Annotated in this window: 27 protein-coding genes; 23 read left to right on the forward strand and 4 right to left on the reverse strand. The window is 41.5% G+C overall.

The genetic code is table 11. From position 1 onward, the window contains the following. Window position 1: 1 nt before the first annotated feature. Together DXB43_RS13785 and DXB43_RS13790 are read right to left on the reverse strand one after the other, a co-directional pair. Entirely contained in the window at window positions 2-823 is an 822-nt protein-coding gene (locus tag DXB43_RS13785) for a hypothetical protein (RefSeq protein WP_117947838.1), read from the reverse strand. Window positions 824-954: 131 nt separating this feature from the next. Further along, window positions 955-1,131: a DUF4250 domain-containing protein gene (locus tag DXB43_RS13790; protein ID WP_117947839.1), complete on the reverse strand. Its 177-nt coding sequence runs from the start codon at window positions 1,129-1,131 to the stop codon at window positions 955-957. A gap of 723 nt (window positions 1,132-1,854) precedes the next feature. Between DXB43_RS13790 and DXB43_RS13800 the strand changes: the two genes are divergently transcribed. From DXB43_RS13800 to DXB43_RS13845, 10 genes are all read left to right on the forward strand, one after another. Next, window positions 1,855-2,718 carry an amino acid ABC transporter substrate-binding protein gene (locus tag DXB43_RS13800; RefSeq protein WP_117947841.1) on the forward strand — a complete coding sequence of 288 codons (864 nt, stop codon included), beginning with the start codon at window positions 1,855-1,857 and terminating at the stop codon, window positions 2,716-2,718. 2 nt (window positions 2,719-2,720) lie between these two features. Further along, window positions 2,721-3,371 carry an amino acid ABC transporter permease gene (locus DXB43_RS13805; RefSeq protein ID WP_022243952.1) on the forward strand — a complete coding sequence of 217 codons (651 nt, stop codon included), beginning with the start codon at window positions 2,721-2,723 and terminating at the stop codon, window positions 3,369-3,371. A 13-nt stretch (window positions 3,372-3,384) separates the two neighbouring features. Next, complete coding sequence (locus tag DXB43_RS13810) at window positions 3,385-4,149, forward strand: amino acid ABC transporter ATP-binding protein (protein WP_022243953.1); 765 nt, start codon at window positions 3,385-3,387, stop codon at window positions 4,147-4,149. A 108-nt stretch (window positions 4,150-4,257) separates the two neighbouring features. Further along, window positions 4,258-5,613: a Trk system potassium transporter TrkA gene (gene trkA / locus DXB43_RS13815; RefSeq protein ID WP_117697604.1), complete on the forward strand. Its 1,356-nt coding sequence runs from the start codon at window positions 4,258-4,260 to the stop codon at window positions 5,611-5,613. Between the two features lie 10 nt (window positions 5,614-5,623). Next, window positions 5,624-7,090 carry a TrkH family potassium uptake protein gene (locus tag DXB43_RS13820; RefSeq protein ID WP_117947842.1) on the forward strand — a complete coding sequence of 489 codons (1,467 nt, stop codon included), beginning with the start codon at window positions 5,624-5,626 and terminating at the stop codon, window positions 7,088-7,090. An 82-nt stretch (window positions 7,091-7,172) separates the two neighbouring features. Next, window positions 7,173-7,976 (forward strand): response regulator transcription factor, encoded by an 804-nt coding sequence (locus DXB43_RS15535; protein WP_117947843.1) that lies wholly within the window; start codon window positions 7,173-7,175, stop codon window positions 7,974-7,976. Beyond that, window positions 7,966-9,114, forward strand: coding sequence for a sensor histidine kinase (locus tag DXB43_RS13830; protein ID WP_243006686.1), 1,149 nt, complete (start codon window positions 7,966-7,968; stop codon window positions 9,112-9,114). Before DXB43_RS15535 ends, DXB43_RS13830 begins: the two co-directional genes overlap by 11 nt. Window positions 9,115-9,159: 45 nt before the next feature. Further along, the gene (locus DXB43_RS13835) at window positions 9,160-10,620 is read left to right on the forward strand and encodes a hypothetical protein (protein ID WP_243006687.1); all 1,461 of its coding nucleotides are present in this window, start codon (window positions 9,160-9,162) and stop codon (window positions 10,618-10,620) included. Beyond that, window positions 10,613-11,278, forward strand: coding sequence for a DUF6320 domain-containing protein (locus tag DXB43_RS13840; protein ID WP_117947855.1), 666 nt, complete (start codon window positions 10,613-10,615; stop codon window positions 11,276-11,278). The genes DXB43_RS13835 and DXB43_RS13840 overlap by 8 nt, the downstream gene beginning before the upstream one ends. Window positions 11,279-11,280: 2 nt before the next feature. Continuing rightward, complete coding sequence (locus DXB43_RS13845) at window positions 11,281-12,198, forward strand: alpha/beta hydrolase (RefSeq protein ID WP_117947844.1); 918 nt, start codon at window positions 11,281-11,283, stop codon at window positions 12,196-12,198. A 71-nt stretch (window positions 12,199-12,269) separates the two neighbouring features. On the opposite strand, the gene DXB43_RS13850 is transcribed toward DXB43_RS13845, so the two are convergent. Continuing rightward, window positions 12,270-13,511 carry a 6-phosphofructokinase gene (locus DXB43_RS13850; protein ID WP_117947845.1) on the reverse strand — a complete coding sequence of 414 codons (1,242 nt, stop codon included), beginning with the start codon at window positions 13,509-13,511 and terminating at the stop codon, window positions 12,270-12,272. Between the two features lie 173 nt (window positions 13,512-13,684). Between DXB43_RS13850 and DXB43_RS13855 the strand changes: the two genes are divergently transcribed. Next, a complete protein-coding gene (locus DXB43_RS13855; protein WP_117947856.1) occupies window positions 13,685-14,722 on the forward strand; it encodes a radical SAM protein in 1,038 nt (345 codons plus the stop codon). 157 nt (window positions 14,723-14,879) lie between these two features. Here the strand turns inward: DXB43_RS13855 and DXB43_RS13860 are convergent, their stop codons facing one another. Beyond that, the gene (locus DXB43_RS13860; RefSeq protein WP_022243963.1) at window positions 14,880-15,059 is read right to left on the reverse strand and encodes a hypothetical protein; all 180 of its coding nucleotides are present in this window, start codon (window positions 15,057-15,059) and stop codon (window positions 14,880-14,882) included. A gap of 230 nt (window positions 15,060-15,289) precedes the next feature. Here DXB43_RS13860 and DXB43_RS13865 point away from each other — a divergent pair, with 230 nt between their 5' ends. The 12 genes from DXB43_RS13865 (at window position 15,290) to radA (ending at window position 26,311) form a co-directional block, all read left to right on the forward strand. Then, the gene (locus DXB43_RS13865) at window positions 15,290-15,460 is read left to right on the forward strand and encodes a type II toxin-antitoxin system HicA family toxin (RefSeq protein ID WP_022243964.1); all 171 of its coding nucleotides are present in this window, start codon (window positions 15,290-15,292) and stop codon (window positions 15,458-15,460) included. A 66-nt stretch (window positions 15,461-15,526) separates the two neighbouring features. After that, window positions 15,527-15,949 (forward strand): type II toxin-antitoxin system HicB family antitoxin, encoded by a 423-nt coding sequence (locus DXB43_RS13870; RefSeq protein WP_022243965.1) that lies wholly within the window; start codon window positions 15,527-15,529, stop codon window positions 15,947-15,949. Window positions 15,950-16,031: 82 nt separating this feature from the next. Then, a complete protein-coding gene (locus DXB43_RS13875; protein ID WP_158567226.1) occupies window positions 16,032-17,057 on the forward strand; it encodes an acyltransferase family protein in 1,026 nt (341 codons plus the stop codon). 50 nt (window positions 17,058-17,107) lie between these two features. Continuing rightward, window positions 17,108-17,392, forward strand: a complete 285-nt coding sequence (locus DXB43_RS13880; protein ID WP_117841232.1) for an acylphosphatase — start codon at window positions 17,108-17,110, stop codon at window positions 17,390-17,392. 214 nt (window positions 17,393-17,606) lie between these two features. Then, window positions 17,607-18,218 (forward strand): 1-acyl-sn-glycerol-3-phosphate acyltransferase, encoded by a 612-nt coding sequence (locus tag DXB43_RS13885; protein ID WP_158567227.1) that lies wholly within the window; start codon window positions 17,607-17,609, stop codon window positions 18,216-18,218. A 52-nt stretch (window positions 18,219-18,270) separates the two neighbouring features. Next, a complete protein-coding gene (locus DXB43_RS13890) occupies window positions 18,271-18,861 on the forward strand; it encodes a hypothetical protein (protein WP_117947848.1) in 591 nt (196 codons plus the stop codon). Window positions 18,862-18,877: 16 nt separating this feature from the next. Then, window positions 18,878-19,603 (forward strand): prolipoprotein diacylglyceryl transferase family protein, encoded by a 726-nt coding sequence (locus tag DXB43_RS13895; protein ID WP_117947849.1) that lies wholly within the window; start codon window positions 18,878-18,880, stop codon window positions 19,601-19,603. Between the two features lie 306 nt (window positions 19,604-19,909). After that, window positions 19,910-20,137, forward strand: a complete 228-nt coding sequence (locus tag DXB43_RS13900) for a hypothetical protein (RefSeq protein ID WP_022243971.1) — start codon at window positions 19,910-19,912, stop codon at window positions 20,135-20,137. Between the two features lie 153 nt (window positions 20,138-20,290). Beyond that, complete coding sequence (locus DXB43_RS13905) at window positions 20,291-21,823, forward strand: cadherin-like beta sandwich domain-containing protein (protein WP_117947850.1); 1,533 nt, start codon at window positions 20,291-20,293, stop codon at window positions 21,821-21,823. Window positions 21,824-21,854: 31 nt separating this feature from the next. Continuing rightward, the gene (locus DXB43_RS13910) at window positions 21,855-24,314 is read left to right on the forward strand and encodes an ATP-dependent Clp protease ATP-binding subunit (protein WP_117947851.1); all 2,460 of its coding nucleotides are present in this window, start codon (window positions 21,855-21,857) and stop codon (window positions 24,312-24,314) included. Between the two features lie 89 nt (window positions 24,315-24,403). Next, window positions 24,404-24,817, forward strand: coding sequence for a hypothetical protein (locus DXB43_RS13915; RefSeq protein WP_022243974.1), 414 nt, complete (start codon window positions 24,404-24,406; stop codon window positions 24,815-24,817). Window positions 24,818-24,937: 120 nt separating this feature from the next. Further along, complete coding sequence (gene radA, locus DXB43_RS13920) at window positions 24,938-26,311, forward strand: DNA repair protein RadA (RefSeq protein ID WP_117947852.1); 1,374 nt, start codon at window positions 24,938-24,940, stop codon at window positions 26,309-26,311. Window positions 26,312-26,530 lie beyond the last annotated feature (219 nt).

Raw genomic sequence — 26,530 nt, forward strand, 5'->3', positions numbered from 1 at the left:
TTTATAGTGTTACATGTTGTAACAGCATTTCATACGTTACCCCAAGTTCTGGATTAAAATTCCATGGAACGAGAGCTGCCTGGCAGCCGGGGTAACGTTTTTTGATGTCTAAAATGCATTCCATGGCGCCGCTTATGGGAGAATCATTAAGGGAAGAAGTCCGTTCATTTCCAAAGAAAGCGTCTTTCCCGGTAGAAAGCAAAATGGTATCATTAACCCGTTTTACAATCTTATCGGTCTGTGAGGCAATATATTTCGTTACCCGTTCATCCTGCCAGCGAAAGCTTTCTGCAATGGTATCCCAGATCCATGCAGCCATATTATTAAGCTGGCTGTGAAGACCAAAAGCCACAGAATAATCAAAAGCATGGCTGCCATAGCGTATGACATGCTTTTTGGCTTTCTCATAAGTCTGATGCAGAAATGCCAGTGCCGTACTGACCGGAAGCTCTGTATCAATGGATGCACCAAAGAGCTTTTTCTGCTCAAAGAGTGTATCACAGAATTTTTCGTAATCACTGCCGTATAAACCGGTAAGATTGCATTCGTCAAGGCAAATTGCAGGATAAGATTCCAACTGATAGCGTTTAAGAGCCTGTTTCATGGCAGGAAGATTATTATCAATTAAAGTAATCGATGAAAAGTGTCCGGCAAGTAGCGATAAATCCCAGTCGTTACAACAGCCGGCACCAAAGATAGCGAGGGAGCTGTCAGCAGCAGTAGAGGCAATCAGATAATTGCTGATGGCATTGCGATAATCTGTCCAGTCTTCGTAGGCGTGGGGCAGAAACTGTTTTTGCAAGAGGTCTTCGTAAAGTGACATGGGATACTCCTTTCATTATGTGTATCAGAACGGTTGGTATAAATGTGGTTATTTTTGTTGCTGAGAGGGAAAGAACATTTTCCAAGTAGCTGCAGCAGATATGGCTTTCCGACCACCACAACAGACCACATTTATACAAACTGGTTTGCTTCCTCATCATATTCGTAGTTGATGGCAGAAAGCTTGCTGCAGAGCTCATCTTTCGAAAGATTTAATGCAGAACAGAGTTCATTTAAGGTAGGGTAGAAGTCCCGAAGTTGCGTGTTGATGTAACTTAATAACATGACTGGGTCATTTGGTATATTCATGGTGTAATGTCTCCTTTATCATTGATTGCATAGGCGCTTGTGAAAGGGGAGGGAGGATTTCCTGATAAAAAAGTTTTAAGGCATTCGCTGCACATTTGATTTTAAGATGATGAAATGCCACAGTTCTAAGTAGCCCATTTTTCTTTTTCGGATAAAAACAGTCTTTTCCATGTTTAACAGAATATTGGTACTGTCTGTCAAAGTACGGATGCCTTTTAAGGGCTGTTAGGGGCACTTGGGATTTCGTCTGGCAACAGGCAACGCTGGTACAGGGATGTACCAGCGAGGCACATTTGAACATGGATGTGAATATGTGCCGGTTGCCAGATGAAATCAGAATTATGCCGAAATTCCTAGTGCCCCTTACAGACATTATGTGGCATCCGCTTTTGACGGACAGTGCCGATATTCTGTCAAAGCAAGTGAAAAGACAGTTTATAATAAAGAAAAATGGACTACTAAGAACAGTTGGCATTTCACATCCCCAAAAATCAAACGTACATCGAATGCCACAAAATTTCTTTATCCTTAAAATCTCTCCCCATTCGCAAGCACCTATGGATTATTCAGGTATATGCCCAATTTTAGTCTAAAATTTATCGGCTGACAACCTGAAATTAATATAGAAAATGATTTACATTACTGATTTATCATGGTAGTATACTAAAGTGATGGAAAAAGAACTTAATAAAAAGAAGTTACAAAAAGAGGAGGAACTCTATTATGAAGAAGAAAATGTTGACTGTTTTACTGGCAGCTGCAATGACTGTGTCACTGGCTGGCTGTGGAAGTAAGGATGCAGATAAGAAAGACAATGCATCTGTCCAGAATACTGAAAATGTAAAGAGCGACAATGGTTCAGACCGTACCCAGTTTGTTGTAGGATTTGACGCAGAATTTCCACCATATGGTTATATGGATGAGGATGGAGATTATACCGGATTTGACCTTGAACTGGCACAGGAAGTATGCGACCGTAACGGATGGGAACTGGTAAAGAAACCAATTAACTGGGATTCAAAAGATATGGAATTAGAGTCAGGTTCCATTGACTGTATCTGGAACGGATTTACCATGAACGGAAGAGAAGATGACTATACATTCTCTGATCCATATGTAGACAACAGTATCGTTGTAGTTGTTGCAAAAGATTCGGATATTAATAAATTATCAGATCTGGCAGGAAAAGTAGTAGACGTTCAGGCTGATTCTTCAGGACTTGCAGCATTACAGGGAGATGATGCAACCGATGAAAATAAAGAGCTGACTGCATCTTTTGCTGAACTTCAGCAGGTAGCTGATTACAATACTGCATTTATGAACTTGGAGTCCGGTGCTGTAGATGCAGTAGTATTGGATATCGGAGTAGCAAAATACCAGATGTCATCCAGAGGAGATGCTTTCCGTATGTTGGATGAACAGGTATCCAGCGAGCAGTATGCAATCGGATTTAAAAAAGGTAATACAGAGTTAAAAGACCAGGTTCAGAAGACCTTGGATGAGATGGTAAAAGATGGAACATTTACTACTATCGTAAATAACTACACAGATTATAATTTACCAGAAATGGTTTGCTTAGGAGAATAGATATGTCATTTATTGCTGTAGCACAGCAGCTGGGGTCCGGTATGCTGGCATCACTTTCTATATTTGTATTAACATTGGTATTTTCACTGCCGTTAGGACTTTTAGTGGCATTTGGAAGAAAGTCACGGATTAAGCCGGTGCAGTGGCTTGTAAAATTATACATATCCATTATGCGTGGAACTCCGCTGATGCTTCAGCTTCTGGTGGTGTATTTCGGACCATATTACTTATTTGGAATCCGAATCTCCAAAGAGTATAGCTTTTATGCAACAATCATTGGTTTCTCCATTAATTATGCGGCATATTTCGCAGAGATTTACCGTGCAGGAATCGAGGGAATCCCGGTAGGACAGTATGAAGCAGCCAAAGTATTAGGATACTCTAAGGCACAGACCTTCTGTAAAATCATTTTCCCGCAGATGGTAAAACGCGTGGTGCCGCCGGTAACCAATGAAGTTATTACACTGGTAAAAGATACTTCCATGGCATTTGTACTGGCTTATGCAGAAATGTTTACCATTGCAAAACAGATTGCAGCCCGTGTCAGCAGCATCATGCCATTGTTTGTAGCAGGACTTTTCTACTACATCTTTAACTTTGTAGTGGCATTTATCATGGAACGAATTGAAAAGAAACTGAGTTATTATAAGTAAGGAGAGGAAAAGAATGAAGCTGTTAGAGATAAAGAATGTAAAGAAAAGCTTTGGGGCTGTAGATGTACTTCATGATATTTCACTCTCCGTGGAACAGGGTGAGGTTGTAGCAATTATAGGTCCTTCCGGTTCCGGTAAATCAACACTGCTGCGTTGTGCCACACTTCTTGAGACAATGGATGAAGGAGAACTGGTTTATCTCGGTGAGCATGCAGTGTCAACCGGTGCGGATGGAAAATCCCAGTATGTGGGAAACGCAGAATTAAAAAAGATTCAGGGATATTTCGGACTGGTATTTCAGAACTTTAATCTGTTTCCACATTATTCCGTGTTAAAGAATCTGATGGATGCACCGGTACATGTGCAGAAGCGGAATAAAGAAGAAGTAAAGAAAGAAGCAATGGAGCTTCTTGAAAAAATGGGGTTATCCGATAAGGCAGACTGCTATCCATGCCAGCTTTCTGGTGGACAGCAGCAGAGAGTTGCCATTGCAAGAGCGTTAGCACTTCATCCACAGATTTTATTCTTCGATGAGCCAACCTCCGCATTAGATCCGGAGCTTACCGGAGAAATCTTAAAAGTAATCCGTCAGCTGGCAAGTGAGCATATGACCATGGTAATTGTAACTCATGAGATGGCATTTGCCAGAGATGTGGCTGACCGTGTCATTTTTATGGATGGCGGTTATATTATTGAACAGGGTGACCCGAAGGAAGTAATCGAGCATCCGAAAGAAGAGAGAACAAAGCAGTTCCTGGCAAGATTTGCCCAGAATTAGGATTGGGTAAAACCGGGATTGCATTATTTATAAAGTCTGCTATAATTCGTCATAGGTATTTGCTTCAACGACCAATAAATATGTATGAGAACAAGCATAGGAGAAGCTATGAAGATAATTATAGTGGGCTGTGGTAATGTAGGTGCAACACTTGCAGAACAGCTTAGTAAAGAAAAACATGATATTACAGTAATTGATTGCAGACAGCAGGCTGTAGAGGCAGTGACCAATGTATGTGATGTAATGGGAATTATTGGAAATGGTGCAAGTTTTAATGCACAGACAGATGCAGGGATTGCAGATGCAGACCTTATGATTGCAGTGACAGGTTCAGATGAACTGAATCTTTTATGCTGTCTGATCGCAAAAAAAGCAGGAGGCTGCCATACGATTGCAAGAGTCAGCAATCCTGTATACAGTAGAGAAATAGGTTTTATTAAAGAGGAATTAGGGTTGTCCATGATTATCAATCCACAGCTTGCAGCAGCGCGCGAAATGGCGAGACTGCTGAAATTCCCTTCCGCGCTCAAAGTGGATTCATTTGCCAAGAGCCGGGTGGAATTAGTCAACTACCGGATTGAGGAGGACAACCCTCTTTGTAATATGCAGCTTAAGGATATGGGAAGCAGACTGCATTGTGACGTACTGATAGCAGTGGTTGAGCGTGGAGATGAAGTATATATTCCGGATGGTAATTTTGAGTTGAAAGCCAGGGATGAGATTTCCATTGTAGGAACACAGGCTAAGACGATTGAATTCTTTAAAAAGTTAGGAGTACCTACTTCTTCTGCGAGAGATGCACTGATTGTCGGTGGAGGAAGAACTTCTGTTTATCTTGCAAAGCAGCTTTTGGAAATGGGTATCCGTGTCAAAATTGTAGAACGTGACGAAGAACGCTGCGAAGAATTAAATGAAATGGTTCCAAAGGCGATGATTATCTGTGGCGATGCAACAGATAAAGACCTTTTAATTGAAGAGGGATTGTTAGAGACAGAAGCCTTTGTAGCGACCACTAATTTTGATGAAGAGAATATCATGCTGGCATTGTTTGCAAAGAGTTTATCTTCTGCAAAACTGATTACTAAAGTTCATCGTATTTCTTATGATGATATTATTGACCAGTTAGATGTAGGAAGTATTATTTATCCGAAATTCATTACTTCCGAGAGTATTATCAAGTATGTACGTGCCATGAAAAACTCCATGGGAAGTAATATTGAGACATTGTACAAGCTGAATGATAACCGGGTAGAAGCACTGGAATTTTTAATTAAAGAGGGCTCTCCGGTGGTTGGAATTCCGCTGCAGGATCTTCGCTTGAAACCTAAGATGCTGATTGGATGTATCACCCATAAAGGAAAAGTGACCATTCCAAAAGGACAGAGTGTAATTGAAGTGGGAGATACGGTAATTCTTGTTACCACGACGACAGGGTTACATGATATCCGGGATGCATTAAGGTAGGAGGCTTGTCATGAATTATTCCATGATTCGATACATATTAAGCAGTGTTATATGCTTCGAGGGAATCTTTCTTCTGCTTCCGGCAGCAACAGCAGGTATTTATCAGGAAAAGGAAGGCCTTTTATATCTGATTACCGGACTTGCCTGTATGCTGATTGGGTTTTGGGGCAGAAGAAGAAAACCGAAGAGCAGTGTATTTTATTCAAAAGAAGGATTTGCAGCAGTTGCATTAAGCTGGATAATCCTCAGTCTGATTGGCGCATTGCCAATGTATTTAACCGGAGAATTTCCATCTTATATTGATGCGTTATTTGAGACAATTTCCGGCTTTACGACAACAGGCTCAAGTATCTTAAGTGATGTAGAGGCACTTTCCCGTGGAACAGCTTTCTGGCGTTGCTTTACCCACTGGATTGGTGGTATGGGTGTGCTGGTATTTATTATGGCAGTCATGCCCCTTTCCGACAGCTCCAGCATGCATCTGATGCGTGCAGAAAGCCCGGGACCAGCTGTTGGAAAACTGGTTCCAAAGGTAAAGACTACTGCAATGATTCTCTATGGAATCTATGTAGTCTTTACGGTGATTGAGATTATTGCGCTGTTAATAGCAGGAATGCCACTCTTTGATTCCATGACATTGACCTTTGGTACCGTGGGAACCGGTGGATTTGGACTATTGAACAGTAGTATAGCATCTTATAGTACAGCGGTGCAGATTATCATTACGGTATTTATGATTATCTGTTCCATTAATTTTACTGTATATTATATGTTTTTGATTAAGCGGCCGAAGGAAGCACTGATGTGTGAGGAAATGCGTTACTATCTTTTGATCGTATTCGGTTCGGCACTGCTTATTGCATTTAATATCAGAGCCAGCTTTGCTTCTTTTGGAAAAGCATTCCAGCAGGCAATCTTTCAGGTGGCATCTGTTATCAGTACTACAGGATTTGCCACGGCAGATTTTAATCTCTGGCCGGAATTTTCAAGAATGATTCTGGTGCTTTTAATGTTTGTCGGAGCCTGTGCCGGAAGTACCGGCGGTGGATTTAAGGTTTCCCGTCTCATTATTATGGTAAAATCTGTCCGCAATGAAATTATGTCTGTGACCCATCCGAGAAGTGTGCAGAAGGTACATATGGACGGAAGACGAATACCGGATAATGTGGTAAAGACTGTGTTATGCTATCTGGCAGGCTATGTTGTTATTCTTATCGTATCAGTGTTGTTAATCAGTCTTGATAATTTTGATATGACAACGAACTTTACAGCAGTTATGGCAACCTTTAATAATGTCGGACCGGGACTTAACAGGGTAGGACCGACCGGTAACTTTGGTGGGTTCAGTGTTTTATCCAAGCTGGTATTGATGTTTGACATGCTGGTTGGTCGATTGGAATTATACCCGATGTTAGTGATTTTTGCACCGGGTTTATGGCGGATTCATCCTCACCGCCATGTTGGTAAAGTTCAGTAAATCTTAATAAATAATAAGGAATCCCTCCTTTGTCTGTATGCTATAATGTGTTTGGAATAGCAGACAGGCAGGAGGGATTTTTATGAAAAACCGTATTCTTGTGGTGGATGATGAGAAGGAGATTGCAGACTTAGTAGAGATATATCTGGTAAGTGAGAAGTTTGACGTAATCAAGTGTTACGATGGAGATACAGCAATAGATGCAATAGAGCATGAGAAAATTGACCTTGCAATTTTGGATATTATGCTGCCGGGGATTAGTGGACTGGAGCTGTGCCGCCGGATTCGAAAAAAAGAGAATTATCCGGTCATTATGTTAACTGCAAAAGATTCCGAAGTGGATAAAGTAACCGGACTTACCATAGGAGCAGATGATTATGTGACAAAACCGTTTCTTCCGCTGGAACTGGTTGCAAGAGTGAAGGCACAGTTACGCCGTTATGAGCACTATGGAGCAAGGACGGACCAGCCGGCAGAGAATATGTCTTTCGACGGTAATATAATAGAAAATACATCTGCAAATGGTTCATATGATGCGGCAAATGGAATTTATGCATCAAATCGTGCAGGAACGGAATCGGATGATACTATTATATGCCGTGGAATTTTGTTAAAGAAATGTGCACATGAATGCTATCTCGATGGAGATGAGATTTCACTTACACCGACAGAATTTACGATTTTGCAGGCGTTGTGTGAAGCAAAAGGCAGGGTACTCAGTGCGGAAGAGCTGTTTCATATTATCTGGAAAGACGAATATTATAGCAAAAGCAACAATACCATAACCGTTCACATCCGGCATCTGCGGGAGAAACTTAAGGATACCGGTGAACGTCCAAAATACATTAAGACAGTATGGGGAGTGGGATATAAGATTGAAGGATGACAATAATAAGAAAAAACTGGATTTTGCACCGGTAAGACGAAAAATATTTTCCCGGATTGTATTACTGATGGCAGGAGCTTTCTTTGGCATCTGGTTTCTCTACCAGTATGTGCTGCAGGGCAGATTTGCGGATGGAATTGTAAGGTTTCTTTATGATTTTACCAGCATGACTTATGAAGATGCGAGAGATTTCTATTGGCATAATATCGGAAATCACTTCGAACTGATTTTCTTTGGGGCAATTGCACTGGTATTCTGTCTGATGTTTTATTTCTTTTTAAATTCATTTACAAAATATTTTCAGGAAATTGATAATGGAATCAATGCATTGGTGCATCATGATGGCAGACAGATCCGCATGTCGAAGGAAATGGCTGCCATGGAAGAAAAGTTAAACAGCGTGAATGCAACTTTAAACCGGCAGCTTTATGATATTCAGATGGCAGAGAAGAAGAAGGATGAGTTGGTATTGTATCTTGCCCACGATATCCGGACGCCGCTTACCTCTGTGATTGGGTATCTGAAATTATTAGAGGAGATGCCGGATATTTCAAAAGAGCAGCAGGATAAATTTATCCATGTCACCCTGGACAAAGCACAGAGACTGGAAGTTCTGGTGAATGAATTTTTTGACATCACCCGTTTTAACCGGCAGGATATTGAACTGGCAACGACAGAGATAGATCTTTATTATATGCTGATGCAGCTGTCGGATGAAGTGTACCCGCTTCTTGCACCGGAACATAAGAAAGTGGAAATACGGGCTGATGAAAACTGCAAAGTATATGGGGATGCAGATAAGCTGGCGCGGATTTTTAATAACATATTAAAAAATGCCATTGCCTACAGTAATCCGGACAGTACCATTGTCATTTCCGCATGGGAGGAGCCACCGGGAACCGTTATCCTGTTCAGTAATCAGGGGCAGACCATATCACCGGAAGAACAGCAGCGTATTTTTGACAAATTCTATCGGCGGGATGAAGCGAGACAGACCAACAGCGGAGGAGCGGGTCTGGGACTTGCCATCGCAAAAGAACTGGTGGATCTGCATGGAGGAACCATCCGTGTAATGAGTGAAAACGGCCGGACAACATTTAAGGTCTGCCTGCCGAGACGAAAAATGCCGACAGCTTAGAAACGCCGGTTGTATTTTTATGCGTATTATTTTATAATATTCGTTATGAGTAAAGAAGAAAAAAAGCTAAGACAACAAAATAAAGAGAAGATAAAGAAGGAGAAAGCCGCTGCCAAAGCAGAAAGCAAGCAGGAAAAGCAGGCGGTCAAAGAGCAGAGCCGGCACGAAAAAGCCGCTTCAAAGGAACTGGAAAAGCAGGAGAAGCAGCAGCGGAAAGCAGAAGATAATAAGCGTCGTCATACCGATATCAAATGGGACCGGCTGGATAATACGGCACATCTTTTTCCGGTCATTGCAGGAGAATCAATGAGCAATGTGTACCGGATTGCAGTTACCTTAAAGGAAGAGGTGCAGCCGGAGTATCTGCAGCAGGCACTGGATATCGTACTTCCAAAATTTCCGGGCTTTAACTTAAGACTGCGTCAGGGGATTTTCTGGTATTATTTTGAAGAAAATGGCAAGAGTGCTCCAAGAGTACAGGAAGAAAGACATTTTCCATGCCGTTTTATCAGACAGAATAAGAACCACAGCTATCTTTTCCGGGTAACTTATTATAAATGCCGGATTAACCTTGAGGTTTTTCATGTACTGACAGATGGCATGGGCGGAATCAATTTCTTAAAGGAGCTGACCTATCAGTATTTAAGATTGGTGCATCCGGAACTGAAGGAGAAGCTGGGAGATAAGTTAAGCAGCGACACATCCATGAACCGTGAGGACAGCTTCCTTAAAAATTACAAGCACAGCTATGCCAAGGGATATAAGACAAAGAAAGCATATCTTATCAAAGGGGAAAAATTACGGACCGATGAATTTGGAGTGATTCATGGATTTGTAAAGATTCCGGCATTGAAAGGGGTATGTCATAAATATGGTGTCAGCATCAATGAGTATCTGGTTGCGGCATTTGCTTACAGCGTATATCGGGAATATCTGCATGGTATGCCGGACAAACGTCCGATTCGTGTAGCGGTTCCGGTGAATTTAAGACCATATTTTAATTCCATTACCACCAAGAACTTTTTTACGGTAGTATCTGCAGAGTTTGAGCCGGTGAAGGATTCCTATACGTTTGAAGAAGTATTGAAGATTACTACAGAGAGTCTTCATCAACAGATTAATAAAGAGCATTTAGAGGAACTGTTTTCCTATAATGTTTCCAATGAAAAATTATTGGTTGCAAGAGCAGTACCGCTGTTTTTGAAAAATATTGCCATGCGTTATGTGTATACATCGGCAGCACTGGCAAATACATCCACTGTAACCAACATTGGAAATGTGAAAGTGGAAGAGGATTACCAGCCATATATCAAGATGTTTTATGCATTCCTTGCCATGTCAAAGGGACAGAATATCAAGGGAACGATTTGTTCCTATCAGGATACGCTGGCATTTACCTTTAGTTCTGTTTTAAAAGATACATCCCTGCAGCGTGGATTTTTCCGGAAACTGTCAGAGGATGGTCTGAATGTGGAAATAGAAAGTAATGGTGTGTATTATGAGTAAATGTAAGAACTGTAATGTGGAAATCTTAGATGACAGCCAGATCTGTCCGCTGTGCCACAGCGTATTAGAAGAGGGAGAAGAAGGACGCAATACCTATCCGGATGCATGGATTCCCACCAGAAGATTAAAATTTGTGACAAATATTATATTCTTTCTGGTGTTATTAGGCAGTGTGGCAGCAGGCTATCTCAATTATATCTGGTATCAGGGAAAACTCTGGAGCCTGATTGCAATTGCAGGACTTTGGTATCTGTTCCTGATTTTCCGGCTGGATATTTTAAGCAATAATGGATATCGGACGAAAATCATAGCAACCACATTATCCGGAATTTTATATGTGATTCTGATTGACTGGATAGTGGGATTCCATGGATGGTCGGTTAATTATGTGCTTCCGGCAGGCATTATGCTGTTAGATGCAGGTATTGTTCTGCTCATGATTATCAATTCCAGAAACTGGCAGAGTTATCTGATGTTCCAGTTGTTTGGAATTGTATGCAGCCTGATACCGCTGCTTTTGATAGCACTTCACATCGTGACCCATCCGGGTTTAAGTGAACTGGCATTTGGAATATCGGTATTTTTATTCCTCGGAACGCTGATTATCGGTGACCGCAGAGCCAGACTAGAATTAAAGAGAAGATTTCATGTAAGGTGATTATGGAAGAAAGTAAGACGAGTGTACAGGGCAGAGTCATCCGTGACCTAATTGCCCGTTTTGCAAGTGATAACTTAATAGGAAGAAAATTAAAGACCGGAGAGCTTCGTAAGAAAATGGTGGAACCGGCGTGGAAATGCCCGGACTGTTTTCTGATGCAGAAAATTAAGATGCCACAGTTTGAAATGGAGCTTTTAACCTCCATGCAGAATCCGAGGGAAGATAAAGTAGTTCTGCAGCTGCATGGTGGCGGGTATATTGGAAAAATGCGAAATGCCTACCGCACCTTTGCCGGACTTTACAGCGAGGTGGGAAGAGGAATCAGTGTGCTGACCATCGATTACCGCGTGGCACCGGAGCATCCTTTCCCGGCAGCATTGGAAGATACGGTGGAAGCCTATGAATGGCTGCTAAGCTGTGGATTTAAGCCGGAACAGATTATTGTGGCAGGTGATTCTGCCGGAGGTGGACTGGCATTGGCACTTTGCATGTACTTAAAGGATCATGGGAAAGCACTTCCCTGCGGACTGATTGCTATGTCTCCCTGGACAGATCTGACTGCCAGTGGTGAATCCTATGATACGAATTATGAGCGGGACCCTTTATTTGGAAATACAAGAGACAGTCTCATTTATAATAAGGATTATGTAGGAGACGCAGACGAAACGAATCCTTATATTTCACCGTTGTTTGGTGACTTCACAGGATTTCCGCCAATGCTGATTCAGGTAGGTTCTTATGAGATGCTTTTAAGTGATTCCACATCCGTAGCAGAAAAAGCAAAGAAGCAGGGCGTAAAAGTCCGCTTAAGCATTTACGAAGGAATGTTTCATGTATTCCAGATGGCAATGCTTATGATGCCGGAATCCAAGCGGGCATGGGCTGAAGTCGGCAAATTCATTGAGATGATTTCGGAATAAAAATCCGCTGTATCGGAAAAGACTGATTAAAATGTCTCAACCGGGACAGCGGATTTTGTATATGCGGGTAACTAACGTTTGTTAGTCAGGTGTGACACGTTCATATAATTTGGCAGTCCATTTTCATAGGAAATGGAAGTCTCGCCCTGAATCAGTGGGAGAAGATATGCTACCATTTCTTCGGTAACGTCATTTCCACGCTCGTTAATCCATGCTCTTGGAACGGATTTTGCTTCGTTCGCAATATTTTTGATTTCTGCATAACCGTATTCGATGGTATATGGTGTATTGGAAGTACGGTTCATGGTTACCATGGAAGCGGTAATGCCCTGTTTTGCAAAAGCAACAGCATGTTCACCGGAAGCAACTGCTTCATTTAAATCGGTGGCAGAAGAAAGGTGGGCAGCGCAACGTTGTAATACATTTACTTCTACAGAACGGACTTTTACGTTGATATTGTCTTTAATCAGATATTCCAGCGCTTTACCGGCACCGCTTAACTGGCTGTGACCGAAGGTATCTTCCTTGCTTTCTCCAGCACAGATGTAATTGCCCTCTGCATCATGAATTCCCTCAGATACTGCAATGATAATATTGTTGTGTTCCTCTAAGAGAGCACGCACATCCGTTAAGAACTCCTCTTTATCAAAATTGCATTCCGGAAGATAAATAAGATGCGGCGCATCGCTGTATTCGTTTCTGGCAAGGGCGGAAGCGGCGGTCAGCCAGCCGGCATCGCGTCCCATAATTTCTACGATTGTTACACTCTTTACGGCATAGATAAATGTATCATGTGCAATTTCAAGTAAAGAAGATGCAATATATTTGGCGGCGGAGCCAAATCCCGGAGTGTGGTCTGTTACCATCAGGTCATTATCGATGGTCTTTGGAATACCAATAATGCGGACATTGCTTCCGATTCGCTCGGCATATTCGGAAAGCTTTAATACGGTATCCATGGAATCATTTCCGCCGATATAGAAGAATGCACCGATATTCAGCTTTTCAAACTGCTTGAAAATATAGTTATAAGAAGAATCATCATCCATAAAATCCGGCAGCTTAAAACGGCAGGAACCAAGGTACATTGCCGGTGTGTGAATCAGACGCTCTAATGCATTTTCGTCTGCTTCCATAATTTCGGAAAGGTTAAGATAATGTTCATTTAAAATACCTAAGATTCCATTTACGGAACCGTAAACAGTGCCATAGCAGCCGGCAGCACCTTTAATGACACCGGCAAGGCTTGCATTTATTGCAACGGTTGGTCCGCCGGACTGGGCAACCATGCAGTTTTGAATCGATGTATTCATAGTCAGACTCCTTTGTGATTTCAAAGATTTGTGTTAGGATATATAAGAAAGTTATAGTTATGATAAGAAAATATCCTACAAGAATAACTATATATGATAGAATCGGAAAAGGCAAGACTAATCCGGCGGGAGTGGGAAGAACCGCAAGAAAAAATAAAGGAAAGGAAAAAGAGATGGAAAATTGTATGCTCTGCCCAAGAGAATGTGGGGTAAATCGTAAAAAAGGTGAAATGGGAGTCTGTGGTCAGACAGCAGTTATAAAGGCTGCAAGAGCGGCACTTCATATGTGGGAAGAACCGTGCATTTCCGGGCAGAATGGCTCCGGAACGGTATTTTTCAGCGGCTGTAATTTAGGCTGTATCTTCTGCCAGAATCACAATATTGCCACAGGAAAAGCTGGAATTGAAATAAGTATAGAGCGGCTGGCAGAAATTTTCCTGGAATTGCAGGAAAAGGGTGCAAATAATATCAATCTGGTAACGGCAGGACATTTTGTACCACAGGTGGTTGAAGCACTGAAGCTGGCAAAGCAGCAGGGACTTTATCTTCCGGTTGTTTATAATACCAGTTCCTATGAAAAGGTGGAAACACTTCGCCTGTTAGAGGGCTATGTGGATATTTATCTTCCTGATTTAAAATATGTTGACAGCGCAATCAGCAGCAGGTATTCCCATGCAGCGGACTATTTTACTTGTGCCAGTGCAGCGATTGCAGAAATGGTGCGGCAGGTAGGCAAACCGGAATTTGTTTTCGAACGGGCAGCAGGCAAAGAAGGCAGCAGTGTAGAATTTCCGGCAGATGAGAAAAAGAAAATTTCGGAACAGCAGAATAATATGATATTTGACGCAGCAGAATATCAGGAGCGCAGCGAAGCCGGGGAGTTCCTTTTGATGAGAAAAGGCGTCATTGTGCGCCATCTTGTTATGCCGGACTGTGTGGAAGATTCCAAGCGTGTGATATCTTATCTTCTTAAGACCTATGGCGGTCAGATTTTTATCAGCATTATGAATCAGTATACGCCGCTGCCACAGTGCAGGGAGTATCCGGAATTAAGCCGCCGGGTAACGGAAGCGGAATATGATGCGGTGGTGGATTATGCGATTGAACTTGGCATTGAAAATGGCTTCATCCAGGAAGGAGATGTGGCAGAGGAGAGCTTTATCCCGGAGTTTGATGGAGAAGGGATTGTACGGAAAGATGAAGATAGATAATTGCAATAATAAAAAGAAATAGCATCCCACTCGTCCAAAGTAGATGCTATTTCAAAAATAGTTTTCACTGAGGGCAAATCGGAGCATATCCGATTACCTTTCTAAGTGGAGTATATATGAAAATATTTGCAATTTCAAGCAAACTTTTTGACTTGCTCTATGGTAATTTGATAGGTTCTAATTTTAATCTGAGATATTTCATTTCGTCATTAATTAATTTGACTGTTTCTACTGCATTTTCATTTTTTGCAGCTTTCAGGATACGCTCAAGTCTTTGAAATTCATCTATTAACATTCCAGTATATTGTTTATCTGTTAACATAGATTCTTCATTCATTTTAACACCTTCTTCCATAAAAATATTATATCATAGTTAAATAGAGCGTAGCAACTTGGAATTTACTATTGATATATGGTTTGTCCTTCCTTTTTTACTGCTTTATAGTAAAAAATGGAATAAAAAGAATTAATTCAAGTTCAATTGATGAAAATGCGTATTAAACACACATAAAAATATTTGCAAATACACAAAAAATGTGTATAATATAATTGAAAGGGGGATACTATTTGAAGAATAGGGAATTAGTAAAGAAACTGGAAGCAGCAGGCTTTTCGTTGGAAAGACATGGTAGTAATCATGATATATATACAAGAGGTTCAGACGAAGAACAGATTCCAAGACACAAAGAAATTAATGAAAGATTAGCAAAGGCAATTATAAGGAAATGGGGATTATAAGAATTCCCATTTCTTATATGATAATTATAAATGATATGATGAGATTAAGAATGGAGGTTGTTTTGTATGAGACAGGTATATCCAGTAATTTTTACACCACTGAATGATAAAAAAGATACTGTATTAATAGAGGTGCCGGATTGGGAAATATTAACTGAGGGGTATGGAATGGCTGATGCAGTGAAAATGGCAAGGGATGCAATCGGTCTAAAAGGAATAACCTATGAAGATAAAGAAAAAAAGTTTCCAGAGGCAAGTTCTATAAATGAAATTGATACTTCTAAGGGTACTTTTGCAGAAGATGGAGAGGGCTATGTATCATTTGTTGATATTGATTTTACAGAGTATCGAAGGAGAGTAGATAATAAAACAGTAAGAAGAAATGTAACATTGCCAAATTGGTTAAATCAGGAAGCAGAAAAAGCACATATAAATGTTTCCAGAGTGTTACAGGAAGCACTTATGTTAAAATTAAATGTTTCAAGATAAAAGTAATCTAAATGATAAAAAATCTTGACATCTCCCGCAAAAGTTCTATAATACATTTTCGGTAATGCGAGGATGTAGAAAGATGAATAAAGAAAGAGACTATTTTTTTGATAATTTAAAAGCGGTATTGATATTCTTAGTTGTGCTTGGACATTTCCTGCTTCCAATCCATGGAGATAATCCACTGGTGGTAGTGAAACGGCTCATCTATGTATTTCATATGCCGCTTTTTGTATTTATCTCCGGCTATTTTGCCAAGAAAATTTATAAAAATGGACAATATAATTTTAAGAAAATATTGTATCTGCTGAAAGCATATGTTGTGTTCGTTGTGGCAATTCAGATAGTATATGCCATTGCGGGATTTGAAAAATTTACGGAGATAGATTTCTTTTCCCAAAGTGGTGCACCGTGGTATTTATTTGCAATGATTGTATGGTATCTGACGATACCACTTGTCCGTAAATGTAAAGCGGTGCCGGTTCTTTTGCTTACTGTAGTGCTGGCATTAACAGCTGGCTATTTTAAAAATGTGGGGGACTTTTTATGTCTGTCACGAATTCTGGTATTTGGACCGTTTTTCTATCTGGGCTATTTTCTGGAGCAGAAGACACTGGAAAAAGCATTGCAGCCAAAGTTTCAGAGACTGGTGGTTCCATGCGCGGAGGCAATCTGTATCTTTATTCTGGCATATGGAGCAAGGTTGAAAGATTCCCTGGGAATGGTATATGAAAATATATCCTATTATGAACTGGAAGAAGTGTGGAAAGGACCGATGGTCCGCCTTTCCCTGATGATTGCAGCATTTCTTATTTCCTGGGCAATTATGTTTTGCATTCCGAGAGGAAAGACAAGGTTGTCAGCAATCGGACAGAATACCATGCCGGTATATATGCTGCACCGGATTTTACGGGATATTCTGATGTTTGCCGGAATCTATGATTATCTAGGTGACTGGGGCTGGATAGCATTTTTTATCCTGTTAGGATTAAGTGCTGGAATCGTATATGTGTTAAATAATTCACATGTTGTCAATCAGGTCAACCGGATACTGGCATTACATACGCCGCAGTTGATCAGAAACTTAAAAAGGCAACGGGCACGTTAGTCTGGATGGAAGAGATTGATACCATTGGAATGATAAAGAGAGGTGGTCGTATGTCAGAAAATAGAAAAATTCGTGTTCTTTATCAGTTTAACGGATATGTCCAGGGTGTGGGATTCCGCTATCGCATGTCGCATCTGGCGGGGCATTTTGGTGTGACTGGCTGGGTGCGCAATGAATATGACGGCTCGGTACAGGCAGAATTGCAGGGACTGCCGGAAGAAATTGATATGATAATTCAAAGACTCTGCCAGGACCGTTACATCGAAATCCGCAGCATGGACAGAAAAGAACTTCCACTGGATGAGACGGAACGGGGCTTCCATGTAAAATATTAAAATGTAAAAAGCAGCTTCTGGCATACTTTGTCAGGAGCGTTTTTACTTTACAGGAAATTGCTTTCCTGTAAAGTAAAAACGCTCTGCGAGGATGCGCACTGCGGCGTATAAGGTAGATGTCGTAAGCGACCGCCGCAGGCGCGAGAATGTGCCAAGGCACATTCTTTGTTCAGAAAAGTTGCAAAAAATAGCAAGAAATAGTAAACTGTGGGATATGCGAGTATACTACTATGAAAATGAATTAGAGGATGAATTCAATGCATTTGACAGCTTTGCCATCCAGCTTGCCTTCGAACAGGCTAAATTGAAAAAGAAAAAGATGTACCGTGTAATCCGGGAAGGCAATTATACTGGATTTCCGGGATTTTACGGAGTGTTAATGCGCCATTGCAACACACTGCCGTTAAGCTCTAATTTTAAGACCATGGAGAAATTTATTGCTGCCGTAGACAGGGTATTAGAGAAAAATCAGTTTGTACTTGTCTATCCGGAGCAGGGAATGTGGTGGAATTACCGGAAACCAAGACCGCTGCAGAAGGGCGCATTTACCTTCGCTGCCAGAAATAATAAGCCGGTACTTCCCGTATTTATTACCATGGAAGACAGTGATGTTTTAGATGATGACGGATTCTATGTGCAGGAATATACGGTGCATTTCTGTGAACCGATTTATCCGGATCCGAATAAAAAGCGTGCACAGAATTCCTGTGAGATGCGGGATAAGAATTATGAAGCGTGGAAAGCTGTTTACGAGCAGACCTATGGAGAGAAACTGACCTATAGTTGTGATGAGAAACAGCCGATTAAAGAGAAGAAAGCACTCTAATAAAAGTTGCAGGAAATGTAACATGTATTGAGAAAGGGTAAAGGGATAAATTATGAATAATCAGTGGAACCAGATGCCACCAAACATGCCGCCACAGCAGAGACCGCCGATGCCACCGAATATGCCGCCGCAGCAAGGTGGACCAATGCCGCCGAATATGCAGATGCAGCAGGGCAGACCGATGCCACCAAACATGCAGATGCAGCAGAGACCGCCGATGCCACCGAATATGCCGCCACGACAGGGAAAAATGCCACGGCCGGAGCTTTCTCCGGAAGATAAGAAACAGGCAGACAAATTATGTATTATTTCCATGATTTTGATGTTTGCACCGATGGTAGTAATTTTTCTAAAGAATATTATTCTGGGACTGTTGTTTGATGCAGGAAAAGAAGAATTTTATTATAATATCGCAAGCAGCTATGTATTAGGTTCAATTCTGACTTTTCTTATGGCTGGCTGTGGAATTGCAGCACTGGTACTTATGATTTTGGTCCGTGTAAAATATCCGCAGAGTGTATTTGGTAAAGTGCTGATGTGGCTTTATATTGCACTTGCCATTCTTGTAGTAGTATTTATAGCAGTAACAATTATTGCCTGTGGGCTGGCATTCATAAGCTGTGTCCGAAACTGTCCGGGCTGATGAGGCAGGAAAATAAATGATAGATATTACGATTTTGCACTGGAGAATTTCGCCGTATTTTATCTGTTTTCTCTTAAGCTTTGTACTGGCATATCTTTATGTCACATGGTATTTGAAAAAATCAGGAGTAAAAGGCAGTCATATCTTTTATTCAGAGCTTTTGAATACAGTTCTGGCATTATATTTTGGAGCATTTTATACCTTTATTGTGCAGCTGGCAGAACAGGGTAAAGTAGAAACATTTGGTTTTTCCAGTCTTGGCGGTATGGCGGGCATCCTGCTCGGTGTGTGGATTTTTACAAAAATCAGTAAGGAACATAAGATAGAGCTATGGACTGCATATGTGCTGGCATTGGGACTGATGTATGCGGTTTCAAAGCTCGGCTGCTTTTTTGCAGGCTGTTGTGTTGGCATGAGATATCAGGGACCTGGCAGTATCCGCTATCTTGATAATGGAGCAGCGGGGGAATACCTTTTTCCGGTCCAACTGGCAGAGACGCTCTTATTTCTGCTGGCGTTTTTGTTGCTTCACAGGATGGCAGAACGAAAAAGGAATGGTATAATTCCAAAGAGTCTGTTGCTGTATGCAATATTAAAATTCGTACTGGATTATCTGAGGTATTATGAAGACAGAAAGATTTTCAGTGCGAACCAGTGGGGATGTCTGCTGGTAGCTGTAAGCGTATTGCTCTATGAGGCAGTACGGCAAATTAAACAAAGAGCGAATAATAAAGTAATATAACGGATATGAGAAAAGAGTTTTGTGGGTGTTGTGCCGGCAGAACTCTTTTGCATTGTTATGAATCCAAAGAAGCTGCAGGACAGGTTATGGTGGTTATCAAGCGTTATATTTATTGTAAAAGGTTGGATTCGGAACAAAGTATTTAGAAAAAATCGAAAAATAAGTTTACATAATATAGGTACAAAATATGGGACACATCCTGTTGTAACATAATCTTATCAGAGAGCAAAGCCACTGAAAAATACCAGAAAAGTGGCAGAAAAGCGAAGGAAAAGATAAGAAAAAAGACACAGGGAGGTCACAATTATGCGTGATAATACAGTACATGTAAGAAGAGGAAAGAAACATCCGTCAAGAATGGAAATGATAGTGCTTGCAGCTCTTGCAGCCCTTATGGTAAGCGGCGGAACATTATTACTGCTGGCAGCTTTGCTGGGACAGGATATTACAGACTGGAACCACAGGGCAGCAATTACAGCAGGACTTTCTCTTGCCGGAGTTGTGTGGGGATGGTTAATCAGGGCAAACCGTTAGACATATCCGTGGGATAAGTACGACATGGTTTTTCGAATTGAGGTTGACGCATTCCCGATAGTTTTCTATAATAAAACTGATTATATTGTACAGGAAAATCAAAAGAAGATTTTCTGTTGTTTTGGAGAAAAAGGGAATTGAAGGAGACGGAAAATGAAGAAAACAATTCGTAAGATAGAGATACTTTTCATGGCATTGATTTGCATTTTTGCCATGTCAGGAATGCCGATGCAGGTATATGCAGGTCCTGCGGATAATTCGCTGGAGACACTGACAGTAGCCGAGGGTTCATTATCACCTGCATTTGAAGGAAGTCGTATGTACTATACGGTACAGGTAGGACAGGATGTAAGCAGCGTGACGGTAAGTGCAAAAACGGTAAATCCGGCAGCAACGATTCAGTCCGGGGTGGGAACCACTACCTTAAAAACAGATGGAGATACAAAGATTGACGTAGTAGTGCAGGCAGAGAATGGAAATCTTGCAACTTATCATCTGACCATAACCAAGTCTGCAACAGATACTACAACAAGCACAGACACAGGCAATACTCCGGCGGACAATAATACCGGAGCAGATAATGGCACAGATACAGCCACGCCGGACGATACTGTATCTGCCTATACCGTGTCAGAAGATTTCACAGCAGAACAGATTCCGGCAGATTTTACAGAAGCACAGGTACCTTATCAGGGAACTGAATACCGTGGTGCTGCCTTTAACAATGGTAATTTATCTCTTTTATATATGACAGATGCAGCAGGAAATGCAGGCTTTTATGTGGTAAATGGCACCGATGGCAGTGTGTGCCCATATATTCGTATCGATAATGGGGATAAGTATCTGATTTTAATGACACCTTCGGCAGTGACTTCCTTTGTACCGGGCGAAGCAACCACGCCTATTCAGGTTGGGGACAGTACATTTGAAGATGCATACGCAACAGATACAGAAAATATTTATACCGTATATGGAATGACAAATGATGGACAGGAAGGCTGGTATAATTACAATACCAGTGATGGAACCTTCAGCGAATACCAGTACAGTGACAGCACGGAGGAGGATACCGATACCACCTATCTTCAGAATGCATTAAATGACTTAAATGACAAATATACCGCTAGAAAAGACCGGGATTTAAAAATTATTGCCGGATTAATTGTAGTAATCGTAATTCTTATTTTTATCATTATTAATCTGTTGCTTCGTGGAAGAAGAGGTTATGAAGAAGAGGACGATGATGAAATCGAAGAAGCAGTAGATATCTTTGAAGAAGAAAAACGCAGAAAGGCAAAGAAGAAACAGAAATTCGTAGAAGATACCGGTAAAGTCGAAGAAGAACCGGTCAAAGAAAAAGAGACCAGTGCAGTGAAGGATTTACCGGAGAAAGCAGAGTCAGAAGAAAAAGAAGAAGCGGATTCCGCCGCTCAGTTACCGGAAGAAGTGGCAGAACGGTTAGGCGAAACTGACTTTATGGAAGAATTTGAAGAAGAACCGGAATTTATGTCCGGCAGAAAGAAACGTGAAAAGGAAAAGAGAGAAAAAAAAGAGAAGAAACGGCGGAGCAAAGATATTTTTGATGACGATGATGAAGATAATGGAATCTTTGCAAGCCATGATGACTTTATTGAAAAAGAGTCATCAGATGATGATATTGAAGTAATGGATTTAAATGATTTATAAGAGAATTGGCGCGTAGTGACAGGAGGATTTTATGCATAAACCATATACAAAACAAGCGCAAAAAGTAATAGAACTGACGACAAAGGCAGCCAGAAGCATGCATCATAATTATATTGGAACAGAGCACCTTTTACTGGGATTGCTAAAAGAAGGCAGTGGAGTAGCTGCCTGTGTTCTGATGGATGCGGGAGTAGAAGAAACCCGTCTGGTAGAACTGATAGAAGATTTAATCGCTCCATCTTCGGATGTGGCAGTATTAGACCGGAAAGGTTATTCTCCAAGGATTCAGCATATCATTGAGACCGCTGACCAGGAGGCAGAGCGTTTTGACAATGAGAATATCGGAACAGAACACCTTTTAATTGCATTATTGAAAGAGGCAGACTGTGCCGGTGTACGTCTGTTGAATACACTGGGTGTGAATATCCAGAAGATTTATATCGAGACTCTGGTAGCCATGGGAGAAGACGTAAACCGCTATAAAGAGGAGATTGCGGCAAGCAAATCCGGAAAAAAGAAAGCAGTAGAAGTAACGCCAACCTTAGATCAGTATTCCAGGGATTTAACTGCTATGGCAGCCTATGGTGAGATAGACCCGGTGATTGGCAGAGAGGCAGAGATTGCCCGCGTGATTCAGATTTTAAGCCGCAGGACGAAAAATAATCCATGCCTGATTGGAGAGCCGGGAGTTGGAAAGACAGCTATTGCAGAAGGACTTGCCCAGCGTATTGCATCCGGACTGGTTCCGGATACAGTCCGGGGAAAACGAGTGGTAACACTGGATTTATCCGGAATGGTAGCAGGCTCTAAATACCGTGGAGAATTTGAAGAGCGGATTAAGAAAGTCATTCGTGAAGTGACAGAAGCAGGAAATGTACTTCTTTTCATAGATGAACTTCATACCATTATCGGAGCAGGTGGAGCGGAAGGTGCTATTGATGCATCCAATATTTTAAAGCCATCCCTTGCCCGTGGAGAAATACAATTAATCGGAGCAACCACATTAGAAGAATACCGTAAATATATTGAAAAAGATGCAGCCCTGGAACGTCGTTTCCAGCCGGTAACGGTGGAAGAGCCGACGGAAGAGCAGGCGATAGAGATATTAAAGGGATTAAGAGAACGCTATGAAAAGCATCATCATGTACAGATTACAGATGCGGGAATAGAAGCGGCAGTGAAGCTGTCTGCCCGTTATATTGCAGACCGTTATCTGCCGGATAAGGCCATTGATTTGATGGATGAGGCTTCCTCGAAGGTTCGCCTTGGCGGATTTAAAATGCCGGAGAAGATTAGTGAACTGGAACGTAAGGCTGCTCAGTTAGAGGACGATATGGAGACAGCATTGATGGAACAGCGGTTTGAAGATGCCGGGGCAATCCGCAAGGAGAAGGAAGCTGTCCGGAAGAAATACGAAAAGCAGGTGGAAAAATACCATCGGGATGCAGACAAGAAGAAACTGGTTGTCGGAGAAAATGAAATTGCAGAAATTGTATCTGACTGGACAAAGATACCGGTGAAGAGACTGGCAGAGGGCGAGGCTGCACGTCTCAACCGTCTGGAAAAGACACTGCATAAGCGTGTAGTAGGACAGGAAGAAGCAGTCAGTGCAGTGGCAAGAGCAGTCAGAAGAGGACGGGTAGGATTAAAAGATCCGCATCGTCCGATTGGTTCCTTCCTTTTCTTAGGACCGACCGGAGTTGGTAAAACAGAGATAACAAAGGCACTGGCAGAGGCTGTCTTTGGCGATGAGCAGGCCATGATTCGTGTTGATATGTCAGAGTACATGGAGAAGCACAGTGTTTCTAAAATGATTGGTTCACCGCCAGGTTATGTAGGTTATGAAGAAGGCGGTCAGCTCAGCGAAAAGGTCAGAAGAAAACCATATTCTGTTATTCTTTTTGATGAAATTGAAAAGGCACACCCGGATGTATTTAATGTATTGCTTCAGGTACTGGATGATGGACAGATTACAGATGCCCAGGGAAGACGGGTAGATTTTAAGAATACGATTATCATTATGACTTCCAATGCAGGGGCGCAGTCTATCATTGCACCGAAGAAGCTTGGATTTGCTGCAGGCGAAGATGAAAAGAAGAATTATGAATACATGAAAAATGGTGTAATGGAAGAAGTCCAGAGAATCTTTAAGCCGGAGTTCTTAAACCGAATTGACGAGACCATTGTATTCCGGGCTCTCAATAAAGAGGACATGAAGAAGATTGTCACCATTTTAAGCAAATCTTTAATTGACCGGTGTGAAAAACAGATGGGTATCCATCTGACCATAACCGGCAGCGTAAAAGGATACATTGCTGAGAAGGCATACAATCCGAAATATGGAGCAAGACCATTGCGGCGTATGATACAGACACAGATAGAAGATATGCTGGCAGAAGAGATTTTATCCGGTAAAATCAAGCCGGGAGATGATGTGGAAATCCGCATGGTAAAAAAGGAAATAAAAACCGTTGTGAATTCATCAAAATAGCTGGAAAAATGTGTCGAGATAAGCTATAATATTTTCATAAAATTTACGAAAAAGCCATCGTGGGATAGTGGCTTATAGGAGGATAAAAAATGGCTGTAGTTGCAGAATTAATTCGTTCAGAAGCAAACGGAACAATCAGTTTTGGAGATTATACACTGGGAGCAAAATCCAAACTGGACAATTTTGAACATGCGGGAGATTTGTACAAAGTTAAGACATTTCGTGAGATTACCAAATTAGAGAGAAATGGAATGTTTGTATATGAATCTGTTCCAGGAACTGCAGTTACAAATATGGCAGCATCCGAAAACGGTGTGGAATTTGAAGTAGAAGGACCGGAAGATGCAGAGATTACACTTGGCTTAATGGAAGAGACAGAGTATGATGTATTTGTAGCAGGAAAATCAATTGGTCAGATGAAGACCAATTTAGGTGGTAAATTAACACTTAGCGTTGAATTAGATCCGGAAACTCCGGTTGCAGTAAAAGTATCCAGAGTATAAATGGATATATCAATAAGATGATAAGAAAGAGAATCCAATTCCAGCGGATTGGGTTCTCTTTTTACTAATTTACGCGAGTAGCAAGAAAGACAGTTATTGCAAGAATAAGGGGGAAAATAGATGGCAAAGGGAAAAGCAACCGTATTTTTCTGCCAGGACTGTGGCTATGAATCATCCAAATGGATGGGACAGTGCCCGGGATGCGGCGGGTGGAATACTTTTGTAGAAGAAGTGATAGATAAATCAGCACCTGCAAAAGTGCGGAAGGAAGCAGCGAAAGCAGAAGTTGTAAAAATTGCAGATATTAAAACAGGACGGGAAGAGCGGCTGACTACAGGACTAAAAGAGTTAGACCGGGTTTTGGGAGGTGGAATCGTAAAAGGTTCCCTTGTTTTAGTCGGTGGAGATCCTGGAATTGGAAAATCCACGCTGCTTTTACAGGTGTGCCGGAATCTTTCCCTGCAGAAGACCGATGTATTATATATTTCCGGAGAGGAATCCCTGCAGCAGATAAAAATTCGTGCAGAGCGTATCGGAGAATTTGGCGATACTTTATCACTGCTTTGTGAGACCAATCTGGATACTATCAAAGAAGTGATTAACAGAACAAAACCGGAAATCGTGGTCATTGACTCAATTCAGACCATGTATAATGAAAATATTACATCGGCGCCCGGCAGTGTTTCCCAGGTCCGGGAAGCAACCGGAGTTCTGATGCAGATTGCAAAGGGGCTTGGTATTTCTATTTTTATTGTCGGCCATGTGACCAAAGAGGGTGTTGTGGCAGGCCCCCGTGTGTTAGAACATATGGTAGATACGGTATTGTATTTTGAAGGTGACCGTTATGCGGCATATCGTATATTGCGTGGCGTGAAGAACCGTTTTGGTTCCACGAATGAGATAGGTGTATTTGAAATGTGTAACGAAGGGTTAAGGGAAGTGGAAAATCCTTCAGAATATATGTTAAGTGGAAAGCCGGAAGGAGCATCCGGTTCTGTAGTGGCATGCTCTATGGAGGGAACCCGTCCGATTCTTTTGGAAATACAGGCACTGGTGTGCCACAGCAATTTTGGAATGCCAAGAAGAACAGCTGCAGGAACGGATTATAACAGGGTCAATCTTCTGATGGCTGTATTAGAAAAGAGACTGGGACTGTCTTTAAGTTCCTGCGATGCATATGTAAATATTGCCGGGGGTATCCGTATGAATGAACCCGCAATTGATTTGGGTATTGTGCTTGCGATTGTATCCAGCTATAAAGATGTTCCAATTGATGAGAAGACCATCTGTTTTGGGGAAGTAGGACTAAGTGGTGAAGTACGCGCAGTCAGTATGACAGCACAGCGTGTGCAGGAAGCTGAGAAGCTTGGCTTTACCACCTGCATTCTACCTGAAGTTTGTAAAGCAGGATTGAAGAAGAATCCAAATATAAATGTAGTGGGTGTCAGCAACGTACAGGATGCCATCCGCTATATTTTATCCAAAGAAAAATGAATTAGACACACAATTCAAACAATTTAGATAAAAAACGACAAATGACCTACTTTAATAAATATGGCAAAATCGTGTTGACATCCCGAAAATGACGTGCTATTATAAAACTCCACCGCGCAGAAAACACCTGCTGCGGCGGGAGATAAGAATTAAAAAAATGAAAAAAGTTGTTGACAAAAGCTGACAGACATGATATTCTGTAAAAGTTGCAGGTCAGCA

The organism is Roseburia sp. OM04-10BH, assembly GCF_003462605.1.
Taxonomy (GTDB): Bacteria; Bacillota; Clostridia; order Lachnospirales; family Lachnospiraceae; genus Roseburia_C; species Roseburia_C amylophila.

Coding starts and splice junctions, on each gene's coding strand:
- DXB43_RS13790 (WP_117947839.1), bottom strand. CDS start 1,131: ATGAATATACCAAATGACCCAGTCATGTTATTAAGTTACATCAACACG.
- DXB43_RS13915 (WP_022243974.1), top strand. CDS start 24,404: ATGGCTGTAGTTGCAGAATTAATTCGTTCAGAAGCAAACGGAACAATC.
- DXB43_RS13820 (WP_117947842.1), top strand. CDS start 5,624: ATGAATTATTCCATGATTCGATACATATTAAGCAGTGTTATATGCTTC.
- DXB43_RS13835 (WP_243006687.1), top strand. CDS start 9,160: ATGAGTAAAGAAGAAAAAAAGCTAAGACAACAAAATAAAGAGAAGATA.
- DXB43_RS13885 (WP_158567227.1), top strand. CDS start 17,607: ATGCGAGTATACTACTATGAAAATGAATTAGAGGATGAATTCAATGCA.
- DXB43_RS13890 (WP_117947848.1), top strand. CDS start 18,271: ATGAATAATCAGTGGAACCAGATGCCACCAAACATGCCGCCACAGCAG.
- DXB43_RS13870 (WP_022243965.1), top strand. CDS start 15,527: ATGAGACAGGTATATCCAGTAATTTTTACACCACTGAATGATAAAAAA.
- DXB43_RS13840 (WP_117947855.1), top strand. CDS start 10,613: ATGAGTAAATGTAAGAACTGTAATGTGGAAATCTTAGATGACAGCCAG.
- DXB43_RS13805 (WP_022243952.1), top strand. CDS start 2,721: ATGTCATTTATTGCTGTAGCACAGCAGCTGGGGTCCGGTATGCTGGCA.
- DXB43_RS13800 (WP_117947841.1), top strand. CDS start 1,855: ATGAAGAAGAAAATGTTGACTGTTTTACTGGCAGCTGCAATGACTGTG.
- DXB43_RS13900 (WP_022243971.1), top strand. CDS start 19,910: ATGCGTGATAATACAGTACATGTAAGAAGAGGAAAGAAACATCCGTCA.
- DXB43_RS13855 (WP_117947856.1), top strand. CDS start 13,685: ATGGAAAATTGTATGCTCTGCCCAAGAGAATGTGGGGTAAATCGTAAA.
- DXB43_RS13905 (WP_117947850.1), top strand. CDS start 20,291: ATGAAGAAAACAATTCGTAAGATAGAGATACTTTTCATGGCATTGATT.
- DXB43_RS13850 (WP_117947845.1), bottom strand. CDS start 13,511: ATGAATACATCGATTCAAAACTGCATGGTTGCCCAGTCCGGCGGACCA.
- DXB43_RS13910 (WP_117947851.1), top strand. CDS start 21,855: ATGCATAAACCATATACAAAACAAGCGCAAAAAGTAATAGAACTGACG.
- trkA (WP_117697604.1), top strand. CDS start 4,258: ATGAAGATAATTATAGTGGGCTGTGGTAATGTAGGTGCAACACTTGCA.
- DXB43_RS13785 (WP_117947838.1), bottom strand. CDS start 823: ATGTCACTTTACGAAGACCTCTTGCAAAAACAGTTTCTGCCCCACGCC.
- DXB43_RS13880 (WP_117841232.1), top strand. CDS start 17,108: ATGTCAGAAAATAGAAAAATTCGTGTTCTTTATCAGTTTAACGGATAT.
- DXB43_RS13845 (WP_117947844.1), top strand. CDS start 11,281: ATGGAAGAAAGTAAGACGAGTGTACAGGGCAGAGTCATCCGTGACCTA.
- radA (WP_117947852.1), top strand. CDS start 24,938: ATGGCAAAGGGAAAAGCAACCGTATTTTTCTGCCAGGACTGTGGCTAT.
- DXB43_RS15535 (WP_117947843.1), top strand. CDS start 7,173: ATGAAAAACCGTATTCTTGTGGTGGATGATGAGAAGGAGATTGCAGAC.
- DXB43_RS13810 (WP_022243953.1), top strand. CDS start 3,385: ATGAAGCTGTTAGAGATAAAGAATGTAAAGAAAAGCTTTGGGGCTGTA.
- DXB43_RS13875 (WP_158567226.1), top strand. CDS start 16,032: ATGAATAAAGAAAGAGACTATTTTTTTGATAATTTAAAAGCGGTATTG.
- DXB43_RS13895 (WP_117947849.1), top strand. CDS start 18,878: ATGATAGATATTACGATTTTGCACTGGAGAATTTCGCCGTATTTTATC.
- DXB43_RS13860 (WP_022243963.1), bottom strand. CDS start 15,059: ATGAATGAAGAATCTATGTTAACAGATAAACAATATACTGGAATGTTA.